Here is a 14,993-nt window from a genome sequence, read left to right as displayed (position 1 = left end):
AGCATTACGACTGAAAACTGGGTGGGGCACAGCGAACCGTGCCCCTTTTGCAGGTGAAACTGTTATTTGGTGATACGGGCTGCCGCGTCGTTCAGTGCCGCTTCCACAGTCTGACGCCCAGTGATGGCGTTCAATACCGCGCTGCGAGTGGCATACCAGAAGGCGGCCATTTGTGGAATGTTCGGCATGATCTCGCCTTTGGTGGCGTTATCCATGGTCGCAGCAATACGTGGATCTTTTGCCAGCTGCTCTTGGAATGATTTCAGTGCAACTGCGCCCAGCGGTTTGTCTTTGTTGACTTCAGCCAGACCCTGGTCAGTTATCAGGTAGTTTTCCAGGAATTCAGTGGCTAGCTCTTTGTTCGGGCTAGCGGCGTTGATACCGGCAGTCAGAACACCGACGAACGGCTTGGATGGCTGACCATGGAAGGTTGGCAGCAAGGTCACACCGTAGTTGATTTTGCTCTTATCAATGTTAGACCACGCCCATGGGCCATTGATGGTCATCGCGGTTTCACCTTTGTTAAAGGCGGCTTCAGCGATGGAGTAATCCGTATCCGCATTGATGTGCTTGTTCTTCACCAGATCGACGATAAATTGCAAGCCCGCTTTAGCACCGGCATTGTTCACGCCGACGTTTTTCACGTCGTAAACACCATTTTCAGATTTGAAGGCGTAACCACCGTCAGCGGCGATAAGTGGCCAGGTGAAGTAGGGTTCTTGCAGGTTCCACATGATGGCGCTCTTACCATTGGCTCGCAGCGTTTTGTCCAGCGCAGGGATCTCTTCCCAGGTTTTCGGCGCTTCTTTGACCAGATCTTTATTGTAAATCAGTGACAGTGCTTCAACCGCCACTGGGTAACCAATCAGCTTGCCATTAAAGCGGACCGCGTCCCATGTGAATGGGAACAGTTTGTCCTGGAAAGCTTTAGAGGGGTGCAGCTCAGCCAGCAAGCCAGATTGTGCGTAGCCGCCGAAACGGTCATGGGCCCAGAAGATAATGTCCGGGCCATCGCCAGTTGCCGCCACTTGTGGGAATTTCTCTTCCAGTTTATCTGGGTGCTCGATGGTCACTTTAATGCCGGTGTCTTTCTCAAATTTCTTACCGACCTCCGCCAACCCGTTATAGCCTTTATCGCCATTAATCCAGATAACCAGTTTACCTTCTTCAATCTTGGCAAAAGCAGAGGAGGAGAGCACCAACGTGGTTAACGCTGAAAGGGCCAAAACACGTGCGGTCTTACCAATGCCGGATTTTGTGAAGCTGCGAGTCATAATCCAATCCTTTTATCCAATTTTGTGGGTACTCACTTTCTTGAGAATCATTAGCTGTAAATTCTCTAGCCTACTTTCAGGCCGGTATCGCCGTGAATCACTCAGTGAGGAGGGGGTGGCAGCATTGCAAAAATGTTGAGCTGCAAGCCAGTTATTGCACTGACCAATACATTACGCTGACATATTGAGTCACAACCGGATACAGCATCATCCTCCCCCCCTCTACGCCCCCCAACGAGTTATTGTGACCCACTTAACATTGCTGCCTATTCTGTGGTGTCAGGCACAATAATGTAGGTCGAAATTTGCAAGGCAGATCACGTATTTGTATTTACAGTGGAACTTCTGCCTACCCCCGTCGTTCTCTCATCCTCCTATCTCCTCCCCCATGAAAAACTTTGTTACGGATGATTACCTAATAGTGTCACTCCCGCATTATCGCCAACATTGAAAACGGCACCGCCACTGCGTCAGCAGCATAGAAACATCGTTACCAACAAAATGCGGTTGTTCGGTTAATTATTACCCAGCCAGATCAAGACGTTGAAGCGTTAACTCACGTGCCGCCCTATACTCAGGCCGCGACGTCGTCCGGGGCAACCGGCTTAAAGTCTGGCGGAACGACGCGTAGCCAGAGAGTTATCAGGGCTGGGAGTTATCGATGGTTATGCCGGGATTTGCTTCCGCCATTTTTCTTCATTCAGGTTTTTATGAAAAGTTGTTTGCGAAAGCAAAGGAGTAACAGATGGCTAATGTCACGCTGAGTGGCGTTTATAAAGCCTTTGGTGAGGCTGTGATCTCCAGAGATATCAATCTGGAGATCGATGACGGTGAATTTGTGGTGTTTGTTGGCCCATCCGGATGTGGAAAGTCAACGCTGCTGCGGATGATTGCCGGTCTTGAGGACATTACCTCGGGTGAGTTGCTGATTGGTGGTAAGCGGATGAACGAAGTGCCGCCTTCTGAACGCGGCATCGGCATGGTGTTTCAGTCCTATGCACTTTATCCCCACCTGTCGGTGGCAGAAAACATGTCGTTTGGCCTGAAATTGGCAGGTGCAAAAAAAGCTGAAATTAACCAACGGGTGAATCAGGTAGCAGAAGTGCTGCAACTGGCTCACCTGCTGGATCGGCGGCCAAAGGCGCTATCAGGAGGCCAGCGTCAACGAGTGGCGATTGGTCGCACCTTGGTGGCTGAGCCGGATGTTTTCTTGCTCGATGAACCGCTATCCAATCTGGATGCCGCACTGCGAGTACAGATGCGCATTGAGATATCGCGGCTCCATAAGCGGCTGCAACGCACCATGATTTACGTCACCCATGATCAGGTCGAAGCCATGACGCTGGCCGACAAAATTGTGGTGCTGGACGCGGGCAATGTGGCGCAGGTGGGTAAACCACTGGAGCTGTACCACTACCCAGCCAATCGCTTTGTTGCGGGCTTTATCGGCTCGCCAAAAATGAATTTTTTACCAGTTAAAGTGACCGCCGTTGAACCTCATCAGGTGCAGATCGAACTGCCAAATCCCAATGGCCAGTTAGTGTGGCTACCGGTAGAGGGCACTCAGGTTCAAGTCGGCGCGAATATGTCTTTGGGGATCCGCCCGGAACATCTGCTGCCAAGCAATGCCTCTGAAGTCACGCTGGAGGGCGAGATTCAGGTGGTCGAGCAACTGGGTAACGAGACTCAAATTCATATCCAAATCCCGGCAATACGTCAGAACTTGGTTTACCGCCAGAACGACGTGGTGCTGGTAGAAGAAGGTGCAACATTCTCCATCGGTCTGCCACCACATCGCTGCCACCTGTTCCGTGAGGATGGCACCGCATGTAAACGGCTGTACCAAGAACTGGGCGTTTAAAGATAGCAGCGCCCGGTGACGGCAAATGTTAAGCACGCATGCCGATAGGCAAATATAACAGGAGATTACTGATGACTACTCTGCGCAAGTTACCGATAGCACTGGCTGTTGCCGCTGGTGTCCTTTCCACTCAAGCCATGGCAGTTGATTTCCACGGGTATGCACGTTCTGGTATCGGTTGGACCGGAAGCGGTGGCGAACAACAATGTTTCAAAACGACAGGTGCCCAAAGTAAATACCGTCTGGGCAACGAGTGTGAAACTTATGCGGAACTTAAATTAGGCCAGGAGTTGTGGAAAGAGGGCGATAAGAGCTTCTACTTCGATTCCAACGTGGCATATTCCGTTTCACAACGGGATGACTGGGAATCGACTACCCCCGCATTCCGCGAAGCCAACGTGCAGGGTAAGAATCTGATCGAATCCTTGCCGGGTGCCAACATGTGGGCCGGTAAACGTTTCTATCAACGTCATGATGTCCATATGATTGACTTCTACTACTGGGATATTTCTGGCCCTGGTGCAGGTTTAGAGTCAATTGATCTGGGCTTCGGTAAATTATCTGTGGCAGCAACCCGTAACTCCGAAGCGGGGGGTTCAAGTGCTTGGATCGACAATCAACAAAAATTTGCCGAGCACACAGTTAACGATGTGTACGACGTGCGTTTAGCCGGTTTAGAAACGAACCCCGGCGGCACACTGGAGTTTGGTGTGGATTACGGTCGCGCCAATACTCAAGATGGTTACTCGTTAGCACAAGATGCCTCGAAAGATGGCGTGATGCTGACCACGGAACATACCCAAAGCATGATGGGTGGCTTTAACAAATTTGTTATTCAGTATGCCACTGACTCCATGACCTCCTACAACAGCGGCCATTCACAAGGGACATCTGTGAATAACAACGGTCATATGCTGCGCATTATTGACCACGGTGCCATCAATCTGGCCGAGAAGTGGGACATGATGTACGTCGCGTTATATCAGGATACTGATCTGGATAACAACAACGGCAACACTTGGTACAGCGTGGGTGTGCGCCCAATGTACAAATGGACGCCAATCATGAGTACCTTGCTGGAAGCGGGCTACGATAATGTGAAGTCACAACATACCGGCGAGCGTAACGGCCAGTACAAACTGACTTTGGCGCAACAATGGCAAGCAGGCGACAGCATCTGGTCACGTCCGGCTATCCGTGTCTTCGCCACTTATGCCAACTGGGATGAGAAGTGGGGCTACAACGATACCACTGGCGTGGCGCAAGATGGCACCCTCGATACCAACAGCCGCGGCAAGAGCAACGAAGTCACCTTCGGTGCGCAATTCGAAGCTTGGTGGTAACAGCAGTGATGCAGCCGTCCTTCGGGGCGGCTGTTCTGTTTTGATTCCTGTTTTTAACAAGATAAGTCTATATACCCGTCATACCTCAAGTTGCAGCCAACATCCCTGTAGCTTGAAGTATGACGGATATAATTGGTTAACTCTGCCAACCTTGCCTGTGCACAGTTAGCGCCGACACTCAATGCATGAGGGTATAACAATGAAAAAAAATCTGCTGACACTCTGTCTGGCATTGGCTCTGGGGATCACCGCACCTCTGGCAGCCGCCAACTCAACCATTTCTCCGGCGAATGTTTCTATCGCGCCGACCATCAGTACCGCCACATTACAGCAGTTGTCATGGCAGCCATTAGTGCCACCGGCGACCCAAGACATCAAACTGACAACTGCCAGCCCGCAAATCTCGCAAGGGAATATTGAAGGGGCGGTTGCTGCCTTTGCATTGCCTGCCGATCGTGGATCGATGGAGATCACTCTCAGCAGCTTAGTTATCGATAACCAGCTGTTCTCCCCTAGCGTATTGGTGCTCGACGAGCAAATGCGCCCGGCCGCTTACTACCCCTCCAGCTATTTCACCTATGAAAAAGCGGGCATTATGACCAGCGACCGCCTGCAAGGGGTGATGAAACTGACGCCAGCGCTGGGTCAGAAACAAATTTATCTGCTGGTGTATACCACGCGCGAAGATCTGGCAAAAACCACCAAACTGCTTGATCCGGCTAAAGCTTACGCCATGGGCGTGGGTAACGCGGTGCCAGATATTCCAGACCCAATTGCCAAACATACCCCAACGGGCAACTTAAAAATTAAAGCCACAGCCGAGCAAGGCATGGGTAATGTCATGATTGGCTTGATTCAGGCAGCACCGGTTTCGGCCCCAGTGGTGGTGGGCAGCGCCACTCAACCCGCAGCGGTAGCGGCATCAGCAGCAAAACCAGCAGAACCGATGCTGAGCGAAACTGAAAACTACTTCAACCAGGCGATTAAAGACGCGGTGAAATCCGGCGATGTCGATAAGGCGCTTAAATTGTTGAACGAGGCGGAACATTTGGGCTCAACTTCAGCCCGAAAAACCTTTATTGGTAGTGTAAAAGGCAAGGGTTAAATCCCGGCACTGCCGAGTATGGCTGGATGGTTGGTGCGTTTCGACGCACCTTTTTTATTTTGATCTATAAGCGGCTACTGCGCGCTGTCTGCACCTAAACTACTGCCGCTCGCTACGCCTTGTTTCGCTCAATAAGTGGCTGACGGCATCTTTACGATCTGCCGGTTCTCTCCGTGGCATGCACCAATCTTCTATTCTCTCTTTCTCTATCCGCTGAATATATCTGAGTTAATTGCTTGTTGTGGTTATGATAATCAGATGCCGCCACAGCGCCATTCTGCGCTACAATGGCACCCTATTTAGCCACTGTTTTATCCCCAGCAGGGAGCGAGTCCCATGTCTACCGGCGATGCATCAATTTTAAAACCTATCCAATGGCGTGCCATTGAGCAACCAAATCTTCCCACTGACATCGCGGACTGGCTGATGGAGTTGGGGTCGATGACTCGGCGTTTTGAGCAACATTGCCAGCGGGTGCACGTCGAACCGCAACGGGAGTGCTTTATTACGCGCCGTGAGTTAGGTGAAGATGCAGAGCATTTACCCGTAAGCGAACGTTATTGGCTGCGGGAAATCATTTTGTGTGGTGATAATGAACCCTGGCTACTGGGCCGCACGGTGATCCCCGAGGAGACCCTGTCCGGCCCTGACCGCGCGCTGGTGGATTTAGGCACACTACCGCTTGGGCGCTATTTATTTGGTGGCGACAATTTAACCCGGGATTATATTCAAGTGGGGCGGCAGGATGCACTATGGGCGCGCCGTTCGTTGCTGCGCCTGTCTGGCAAGCCCTTGTTACTGACAGAAGTTTTTTTACCGGCCTCGCCGCTTTATTCGGTTTCAGCTGGTTGATGTGGCGGTGAGATTTAGGAGATGGATAAATTGAAGGGAAGTATTGTTCAGAGCAAATGGCTGGCCTATTGCCGTTTGATGCGTATTGATAAACCAATTGGTTCATTACTACTGCTGTGGCCGACCCTGTGGGCGTTATGGTTGGCGGGGCAAGGCATCCCAGAGATGCGGATACTGGCAGTCTTTGTCTTAGGGGTCTTTTTCATGCGCGCGGCCGGTTGTGTGGTCAATGATTATGCTGACCGACATATTGATGGCTTTGTGAAACGCACCGCCTCCCGGCCACTACCCAGCGGTATCATCAGCGAAAAGGAGAGCAAAATCCTGTTTGTGCTCTTGGTGCTGCTCTCGTTTGGCTTAGTCTTAACCCTCAATCTGATGACCATCGCGCTGTCGCTGGCGGCACTGGCACTGGCTTGGGTATATCCGTTTATGAAACGGTTCACCCATCTGCCGCAGGTGGTGTTAGGCGCAGCTTTTGGCTGGTCAATCCCCATGGGCTTTGCTGCGGTCAGCGAAAGTTTACCGCTGGTCTGCTGGCTGCTATTACTGGCCAATATCTGCTGGACAGTCGCCTACGACACTCAATACGCGATGGTTGATCGTGACGACGACCTCAAAATTGGCGTGAAATCCACCGCCATTTTGTTTGGTCAGCATGACAAATTGATCATTGGTTTGCTGCAACTGGCTACACTGCTGCTGCTGGTGGTCATAGGCTGGTTGATGAATCTAGGCGGGGCATTCTATTGGTCCATTTTGCTGGCGGGAGCGCTGTTTGTTCATCAACAGAAGATGATTGCCGGGCGTGAGCGGGACGCCTGTTTCCGTGCATTTTTGAATAATAATTATGTGGGGCTGGTGCTGTTTTTAGGCATTCTCATCAACTACATGTAAGCAATGACAAGCCGATAAAAAATGGCCAGATGGTAAGTCTGGCCACTCCTATTTCTACCCTGAAGGATTAATCTTCCGACTTATCATTAGCCTCAGGTTCCGGCAGTTGGTTGCTGGTTTCCGCTGGCATACTGACACTTTCAATCGTCAGCTTCACTTCTGGCGTCATCAAGGCGCTCAGCATGTTATATACTTCCAGCGTATGGGCTTGAACCGCATCACCGCTATCACTGATATAACCCTCTTCACGTAGGGTGCCGACCAGCGTTGAAAAGACTGCTTTATCAAAGAATTCCGGTGCGTTAATCCCATGCAGCACGGATAAACGCTGCGCCATGATGCGGCTCTCTTTCTCCAGCGCGCCACGATTGATGCTGGGGTTGGCACTGAGTAACGATAGCGTAATCGCATAGCGTTGCAGTGTTTCACGCACACCGGCGGCCAATAATTGCAGCGGGCGAATACGGGCCGGATTCAGCACCAATTCGCTCCCTTTGTCGCAAATCAACTGTTGGCGAGCCAGTTCATCAATCAAGGTATCCAGCGTCTTCGGCAACTGCTCTTTGCTGTAATGCAGGAACAGTTCGGCTTTCAACATCGGATAAATCATGCTGATTTGACGCAACAACTCGGCACGGGTAATGCGACGGTGGTACATCACCATGCTGGCAATCAGTGACGGCAGCATCAGCAAGTGCTGGATATTATTGCGATAGTAGGTCATCAGCACGGCTTGTTCCCGTGGCAGGATGATAATGTCACCGATATTATCTTTCTCCACCTCAAACTTATTCATATTCAAGGCGTGATTCAGTAACTCTTCCGGTGTTTTATCCGGTACGGTGACATCTTTCGCATAAGGTACATTGCGCATTAGTTGCAGGTAGCAGTCGAGCTGCTCAAGCAACTGTTCGCGGGTCAGTGAGCGCTGACGTGATGCTAACAACGCGGTAGAACAGAGGTTCATGGCATTGGCAGCGGCCGCATTGTTGATTCTGACCATAATCTTACCGGCCAAATCATTCACCGCTGGCGTCAACCAGCTTGGGCGTTGAGCTTCAATCGGATCGATAGCATCCCGCCATTGCGGCACATTGGTGTTCAGATAGGTGGTCAGCGGGATCGGCTCACCAAAGTTAACATAGCCCTGACCAAGATTACGCAGCTTGCGCAAGCCACGTAGCATCTGCAACAGGCTCTCTTTCTCTTTGGTCGCGCCACGTAGCTCTTTGGCGTAAGTGCCCACTTCCATCACATGCTCATAGCCGATATAAATCGGCACCAAGGTGATAGGGCGCGAACCGCCACGTAGCATGGCCTGAATGGTCATCGACAACGTGCCGGTTTTTGGCTCCAACAGGCGGCCGGTACGTGAACGGCCCCCTTCCACGAAGTACTCCACCGAATAACCACGGGTAAACAGCTCACCCAGATATTCACGGAACACCGTTGAGTAGAGTTTATTGCCCTTAAAGGTGCGGCGAATAAAGAACGCGCCCAGGCGGCGGAAAATCGGGCCAGCAGGCCAGAAGTTAAGGTTAATACCCGCAGCAATATGTGGCGGCACCAACCCTTGATGATAGAGCACGTAGGAGAGCAGCAGATAATCCATATGGCTGCGATGGCAAGGCACATAGACTATCTCATGACCATCTTGCGCCAGTTGCCGCACACGCTCGGCATTATGGACATTAATGCCTTGATACAAGCGGTTCCACGTCCAGCTCAATACCCGGTCAGACAGACGCACGGCTTCATAAGAGAAGTCCGCTGCAATCTCTTCCATCAGCGTAATGGCGTTTTGCTGCGCTTTCTCATGGGAGATTTTCTTGGTCCGCGCTTCATCAGCCACGGCTTTTTCAATCGCCTTGGAGGTTAACAGCTTCTGGAACAGATCCTGACGGGCCGGCAGGCTTGGGCCGACTGCCGCTAGGCGCTGACGTGAGAAGTGCATCCGTGCCACACGCGCCAGCTTATGGGCGATGGTTTTATCGGTGCCGTGTTCGCTGGCCATACGACGCAGTGAGACTGTGGTCGAAAAACGGACAAAGCTATCGCGCCCCAGCCACAAGACGGCAAAGAATTTCTGTATGCCGTTAAGCACGCGCAGATGTGGTGTACCATGGCCTTCACGACCTGGTGAGCGGCCAAACATCACGGAAACCGGTAGCATCTGGATATCCAGCGCCGGATTATTGCGATGTAGATCCAGATAATCGTGGAAGAGTTTTACCGACTCCTGTTTCGGCGCGTAATAGCGAAAGACCCTCGGGCCATTGTCGATAAACACATGGCTGGGGAGTAGCACGCCATCGATCTCCAATGGAATCAATGGATCGGGCAGATCCAGCGCCTGACACTGTGCTCGCAAAGTCAGTAAATCAGCCTTAGAATTGTAAGGCAAAACGTACAGAATAGGACGAGACGGGTCTAACCCTAACTCAGTCACAGGATCTGCCGGAATAACCTTGCTTTTTACCAACAATTTAAGTGGTAAATTCAACAACTTATAATATATTTTACGCCAACCTGACATAACAACATGAAGCCTCTTGTTAGCAATTCATCGCAAGGATACCAGAAACTGGTTTTTAGATCTGTGGTGATGAGACAACAGAAAGCGGTAAAAATCATCATCTACTTAAGATAAAGGCAATAAAACATGGCGAATCAAGTCACAGGACTCACGCGAATCTATAAAGCAGCGGGGTATTCTGCACAAGGCTTATGCGCAGCCTGGAAGCATGAAGCGGCTTTTCGCCAAGAAACTGTCGCTGCTATCACGGCTATCATACTGGCGTTTTGGCTGGATATAGATGTCGTAACACGCATTTTATTAATTAGTAGTGTCGTATTAGTGATCATTATTGAAGTTATCAATAGCGCGATTGAGGCTGTGGTAGACCGAATCGGCAGTGAGTTCCACGAGCTGTCAGGGCGAGCGAAAGATATGGGTTCCGCCGCCGTGTTTTTAGCTGTTTTGTTAGCCATTTTCGTCTGGATAACCGCACTTTGGCACCATTTCGGCTAATGTAATCGCCAATAGCAGGGGAGTGAGTTCACAACAGGACACAAATAAGCTGTGATTAATCCCTGTTTTTATTCACTCTTTGGTTCCCAACACCCGCTTACCTGTATATACTCACAGCAAGACTGTATAAACAAACAGGGGGCGGAATGAAAGCACTTACTACCAGACAGCAAGAGGTTTATGACCTGGTTCGCGATCACTTAGCGCAAACCGGTATGCCGCCGACCCGTGCCGAAATTGCGCAGCGTCTGGGGTTTCGCTCTCCTAACGCCGCTGAAGAGCATTTAAAAGCACTGGCTCGCAAGGGTGTGATTGAGATTGTCTCTGGCGCTTCCCGTGGCATTCGTTTGCTGATGGAAGAAGAGGATGGCCTGCCACTGATTGGGCGGGTTGCCGCAGGTGAACCCCTGCTGGCACAGCAACATATCGAAGGGCACTACAAAGTCGATCCATCAATGTTTAAGCCAAGCGCAGATTTCCTGTTGCGGGTTAATGGAATGTCGATGAGAGATATCGGTATTCTGGACGGCGACCTGCTGGCGGTACACAAAACGCAGGATGTGCGGAACGGGCAAGTAGTTGTCGCCCGCATTGATGATGAAGTAACGGTAAAACGCCTGAAAAAACAGGGTAATATCGTGCAGCTTCTACCAGAAAACAGCGAATTCCAGCCGATTGTTGTCGATCTGCGAGAACAGAGTTTCACCATTGAAGGATTAGCCGTTGGCGTCATCCGTAATGGCGACTGGATCTGATTTTAGTGTTCCCTATATACCCTTCGAGTCAGGAGGGTATATTTGCTACCCCCTCCAAATGGCTTAATTATATTTAGATTGAGAACATTCCGACAATAGGCTATTACCTCCTGTTTTAGCTAAATATTATCAGTGCTTATTTTTTCTTTTCCATCACAACTCCAGTAATTAATATTATCTAGACTTCAATTATCAGTCTCCTCTGCTATAGTTATTCCTACGATAAGCATTGTGACGATATTTAAATAAGCAATGAGTGTGAGTGGTAGAATTTAAATAACGCCACTGTTATAAATAGCGAATGTTTGTCGTACTAAATAAACTGACTAATCACAAGCTAACGGAGATACCATGAACAAAGATCAAGCCGACGGTAACTGGAAGCAGTTTAAGGGCAAAGTGAAAGAGAAATGGGGCAAGCTGACTGACGATGACCTTACGGTAATTGAAGGTAAGCGTGACCAGTTGGTGGGGAAAATTCAGGAAAAGTACGGCTACCAGAAAGAGCAAGCCGAGAAAGAAGTTAAAGCCTGGGAAGACCACAGTAAATATCACTGGTAACTGCCGCGTTAAATGGAGTTAAATTGATATTGATGTAAATTAACTGAGTCTCTCGTTTGGTTACATGCTTATTATTAAATCTACATTTTATTGCTTATTATTTAATAATCATAAAATAGCCATTTTTAATAAAAAGCATTTCATCAGATTGAGTATTTATATTGATGCGACACAAGGAAGTGTTTTATTTCTCTTTATTAATTACTATCCTGCCGCCTTGCGGGCGACAGTCTATTTGCTATCACCAGAGCACTATTTCTTCTTGGTCACAATCGAATGGTCGTGATCGCAATGATCATGGCTATCGCAGGCTTCAACGACCCCGCATTCAGCACATAAACCATGAGCTTCAACCACGCTATGACGCAGGGTAAAACCTGATTGTTTGGCTAGTTGCGCCAGCGATTCTTCGATACCCACAGTGGTACGTTCTGTCACTATCTTGCAGCGATCACAGATAAATAGCGCCGAAGTATGGGTTGGCTCTTCAAAATGATGGCACAACACATAGCTGTTCGCTGATTCAACGCGGTGAATAAACCCTTGTTCCAGTAAGAAATCCAACGCGCGATAAACAGTCGGTGGCTTGGCCTGAGGTTCCGAAATACGCAGTAAATCCAATAAATCATACGCGCTGATTGCGCCAGGCTGTTGCGCCATTAAGCGTAATACTTCAAGACGTTGCGGTGTCAGCCGGACGTTACGTTGCTGGCACAAGCTTTCAGCCTGAGCCAGCAGTTTTTCCTGATTGATAGGGTTCATCATATACATCCCGCAGCATTCGAATTGAACTGATTTTACCATATTTACTGTTAATCGCCGATAGATGAAAAGGCGAGGGGAAGGCGGGTATCACAATTCTGGTATGTCGCCGCAGCCACCGACTTCATTATCACTCTATGATTCCACTATCATATAGCTTCACCATCACACGGGCAGCCATGGCAGGTTCTATGGTATAATTGCGAATTCCATCCCTTTGCGTTGTTCATTTAGTGAGCAAATCAATGGGTAATAGATGCAGTAATAACAGATGAAATCACAGTAAATGCACGAAGCTCAGACATTTTCCAGCACTCAGGCCACTAAGCCGCCATACCCCCTACAGCGTTTCTCCGTCGCGCCGATGCTCGACTGGACAGATCGCCACTGTCGCTATTTTCATCGCTTGTTAACCAAACAAACTTTGCTCTATACCGAGATGGTCACCACCGGTGCCATTATTCATGGTAAAGGCGACTATCTGGCTTATAGTGAGCAGGATCATCCTGTCGCGCTGCAACTTGGTGGTAGCGACCCGCAGGCATTAGCGCATTGTGCCAAACAGGCTGAGCTTCGCGGATACAATGAAATAAATCTGAATGTAGGTTGCCCCTCTGACCGGGTACAGAATGGTCGTTTTGGTGCCTGCTTAATGGCTGAAGCCAACCTGGTCGCTGATTGCATTAAGGCCATGCGTGACGTGGTTTCTATTCCAGTCACAGTGAAAACCCGGATTGGGATTGACCAACTGGATAGCTATGAGTTTTTGTGCGAATTTGTGCAAACCGTTGCTGAACAGGGCGAGTGTGATATTTTCACCATTCATGCGCGAAAAGCCTGGCTCTCAGGGCTTAGCCCGAAAGAGAACCGCGAAGTGCCGCCACTGGATTATGAGCGGGTTTATCAGCTCAAACGTGATTTCCCGGTATTGACCATCGCCATTAACGGTGGGGTGAAAACGCTGGCTGAAGCCAAAGAGCATCTCAAACACCTTGATGGGGTGATGATGGGGCGCGAAGCCTACCAAAACCCAAGTATTTTGACGCAAGTGGATCGCGAGCTGTTTGATTCAAATGCCCCAGTAGTTGATAGCGTCAAGGCGATTGAAGCGCTTTATCCTTATATTGAGCAGGAGCTGTCACGGGGGGCTTATCTCGGCCATATCACTCGTCATATTTTGGGTATTTTCCAAGGCATTCCCGGCGCGCGCCAGTGGCGTCGCCATCTCAGTGAAAATGCGCATAAGCCCGGCGCGGATGTCTCTGTGGTTGAGCAGGCGTTGGCGCTTGTCACTCGGCCACAGTAAAGTTCACTATAAGTTAGTCATATTGACCATGCCTACCAGTATCTCAGGTAGGCTATAACTCAGTTATCGCTAATAAATTCAATGTATTAGCGATATCATCCAGGTTGGCACATTTCTTGTAATACTCTTGCTAAAACCCCGGTCGGTGCCGATATTTGACGATGTGGCGCGTGGGATATAAACAATGAGTAAGGAGCTTGCCATGTTTGAAATTCTTTTTGTTATCGGTTTTTTCATCATGTTGATGGTGACCGGTATTTCCTTGTTGGGAATATTTGCCGCTTTGCTGGTTGCGGCGGCTTTTATGATGGTCGGCGGATTGTTCGTCATGATGATTAAGTTGTTGCCATGGCTGATTCTGGCCGTTGTCATGGTCTGGCTTTGGCGTTCGATGCAGAAACCGGCCATCAGGCGTGACTAAAATTTTACTTTCTTGCGGCAGCGATCACAGCCTGAAAGTTTAGTCGGGCCAATCTGGGGGAAAACGTATTTTTTCGCCAGCGAGCTTGCTAGGATGCTACCCGATATGTTTTGGTATCACATTTTCATCTCTGCCAGAGGTAAAAATAGCCGTATAAACGGCAGTTAGTTCTGGTGGAATACTCTGCTGTACCCCTACAAATGCATCAAAGAAATAGTATAGTCAGAGCCTCGAATAATAGAGGCTCTGACTATTACTTTTATAGTGAAAGACTAGCGGCTAATGCTTAGCGCACTAAATAAATTAAGTGAATAAGTGATGTTGTGAACTTATAATATTAAAGGTTGGTAAAAAATCTATTATAATTGGCAATGATGTAAACTATCTGAGCGACAAATGCCTCCTTAATGGCTTTCTTCTCCTCTTCATTCGGACATTTCTCTTTTATATCAAAGAAACTTTGTTGCATTAATTGGGTAGTGATGTCAGTAGATTTTTGAAAGGCAGACAAGTTGTTGTTTTTACCAAATTTATTTAGCACTGCGTCAAATCTTTCATCAGCAAAGTCTCGCAGAATCTGACACTCTTCATTGCTTATTCTATTGTCACGATAAAAAGCGTTCAATAATGTTTTTATATCTCTATTAGTTTCTGAATTATGCATAATTAAAACCTCAATATATGTAATGAATAAAGCTGCTTCAGTATTACAAACTGAGGATATATAGATAATGCGCTCAGAGCAATTGGGATTCACTCCTCAGTTGGCTGAAATAATAGAAAATAACTTTTTTAATAAGTGCTAATTTAAATAATGGATAGCAA

The 14,993-nt window shown here is 48.9% G+C and carries 14 protein-coding genes; 10 read left to right on the top strand and 4 right to left on the bottom strand.

Annotated elements, in window-relative coordinates:
• Positions 1-62: 62 nt before the first annotated feature.
• On the bottom strand, positions 63-1,274 hold the full coding sequence (gene malE / locus HRK25_RS04530) for a maltose/maltodextrin ABC transporter substrate-binding protein MalE (RefSeq protein ID WP_005271231.1): 1,212 nt from the start codon (positions 1,272-1,274) through the stop codon (positions 63-65).
• A 745-nt stretch (positions 1,275-2,019) separates the two neighbouring features.
• On the opposite strand from malE, the gene malK reads away from it, so the two are divergent.
• The 5 genes from malK to ubiA all read left to right on the top strand — a co-directional run bounded on the left by malK (position 2,020) and on the right by ubiA (position 7,332).
• Positions 2,020-3,135 carry a maltose/maltodextrin ABC transporter ATP-binding protein MalK gene (gene malK / locus HRK25_RS04525; protein WP_005271232.1) on the top strand — a complete coding sequence of 372 codons (1,116 nt, stop codon included), beginning with the start codon at positions 2,020-2,022 and terminating at the stop codon, positions 3,133-3,135.
• Positions 3,136-3,206: 71 nt separating this feature from the next.
• On the top strand, positions 3,207-4,478 hold the full coding sequence (locus HRK25_RS04520) for a maltoporin (RefSeq protein ID WP_005271233.1): 1,272 nt from the start codon (positions 3,207-3,209) through the stop codon (positions 4,476-4,478).
• 199 nt (positions 4,479-4,677) lie between these two features.
• Positions 4,678-5,583 carry a maltose operon protein MalM gene (gene malM / locus HRK25_RS04515; protein ID WP_032896585.1) on the top strand — a complete coding sequence of 302 codons (906 nt, stop codon included), beginning with the start codon at positions 4,678-4,680 and terminating at the stop codon, positions 5,581-5,583.
• A 336-nt stretch (positions 5,584-5,919) separates the two neighbouring features.
• Complete coding sequence (ubiC, locus tag HRK25_RS04510; RefSeq protein WP_005271235.1) at positions 5,920-6,435, top strand: chorismate lyase; 516 nt, start codon at positions 5,920-5,922, stop codon at positions 6,433-6,435.
• Between the two features lie 30 nt (positions 6,436-6,465).
• Positions 6,466-7,332, top strand: a complete 867-nt coding sequence (gene ubiA, locus HRK25_RS04505) for a 4-hydroxybenzoate octaprenyltransferase (protein ID WP_032896652.1) — start codon at positions 6,466-6,468, stop codon at positions 7,330-7,332.
• A 67-nt stretch (positions 7,333-7,399) separates the two neighbouring features.
• Here ubiA and plsB read toward each other — a convergent pair whose 3' ends face one another.
• Positions 7,400-9,868 (bottom strand): glycerol-3-phosphate 1-O-acyltransferase PlsB, encoded by a 2,469-nt coding sequence (plsB, locus tag HRK25_RS04500; RefSeq protein WP_005271237.1) that lies wholly within the window; start codon positions 9,866-9,868, stop codon positions 7,400-7,402.
• Between the two features lie 126 nt (positions 9,869-9,994).
• On the opposite strand from plsB, the gene HRK25_RS04495 reads away from it, so the two are divergent.
• The 3 genes from HRK25_RS04495 (at position 9,995) to HRK25_RS04485 (ending at position 11,679) form a co-directional block, all read left to right on the top strand.
• Positions 9,995-10,363, top strand: a complete 369-nt coding sequence (locus HRK25_RS04495) for a diacylglycerol kinase (RefSeq protein ID WP_032896587.1) — start codon at positions 9,995-9,997, stop codon at positions 10,361-10,363.
• 146 nt (positions 10,364-10,509) lie between these two features.
• Positions 10,510-11,118, top strand: a complete 609-nt coding sequence (lexA, locus tag HRK25_RS04490) for a transcriptional repressor LexA (RefSeq protein WP_004704739.1) — start codon at positions 10,510-10,512, stop codon at positions 11,116-11,118.
• Positions 11,119-11,469: 351 nt separating this feature from the next.
• Positions 11,470-11,679 (top strand): CsbD family protein, encoded by a 210-nt coding sequence (locus HRK25_RS04485; RefSeq protein ID WP_005271239.1) that lies wholly within the window; start codon positions 11,470-11,472, stop codon positions 11,677-11,679.
• Between the two features lie 252 nt (positions 11,680-11,931).
• On the opposite strand, the gene zur is transcribed toward HRK25_RS04485, so the two are convergent.
• Positions 11,932-12,441: a zinc uptake transcriptional repressor Zur gene (gene zur, locus HRK25_RS04480; protein WP_032896654.1), complete on the bottom strand. Its 510-nt coding sequence runs from the start codon at positions 12,439-12,441 to the stop codon at positions 11,932-11,934.
• 286 nt (positions 12,442-12,727) lie between these two features.
• On the opposite strand from zur, the gene dusA reads away from it, so the two are divergent.
• Both dusA and pspG read left to right on the top strand, forming a co-directional pair.
• Positions 12,728-13,747, top strand: a complete 1,020-nt coding sequence (dusA, locus tag HRK25_RS04475) for a tRNA dihydrouridine(20/20a) synthase DusA (protein ID WP_005271244.1) — start codon at positions 12,728-12,730, stop codon at positions 13,745-13,747.
• 202 nt (positions 13,748-13,949) lie between these two features.
• Positions 13,950-14,168 (top strand): envelope stress response protein PspG, encoded by a 219-nt coding sequence (pspG, locus tag HRK25_RS04470; protein WP_005271246.1) that lies wholly within the window; start codon positions 13,950-13,952, stop codon positions 14,166-14,168.
• Positions 14,169-14,505: 337 nt separating this feature from the next.
• Here the strand turns inward: pspG and HRK25_RS04465 are convergent, their stop codons facing one another.
• Positions 14,506-14,832, bottom strand: a complete 327-nt coding sequence (locus HRK25_RS04465; RefSeq protein WP_005271249.1) for a hypothetical protein — start codon at positions 14,830-14,832, stop codon at positions 14,506-14,508.
• Between the last annotated feature and the right edge of the window lie 161 nt (positions 14,833-14,993).

The sequence above is a fragment of the Yersinia bercovieri ATCC 43970 genome (assembly GCF_013282745.1).
GTDB classification, from domain to species: Bacteria; Pseudomonadota; Gammaproteobacteria; order Enterobacterales; family Enterobacteriaceae; genus Yersinia; species Yersinia bercovieri.
This window is presented reverse-complemented; position numbering and strand designations above follow the sequence as displayed.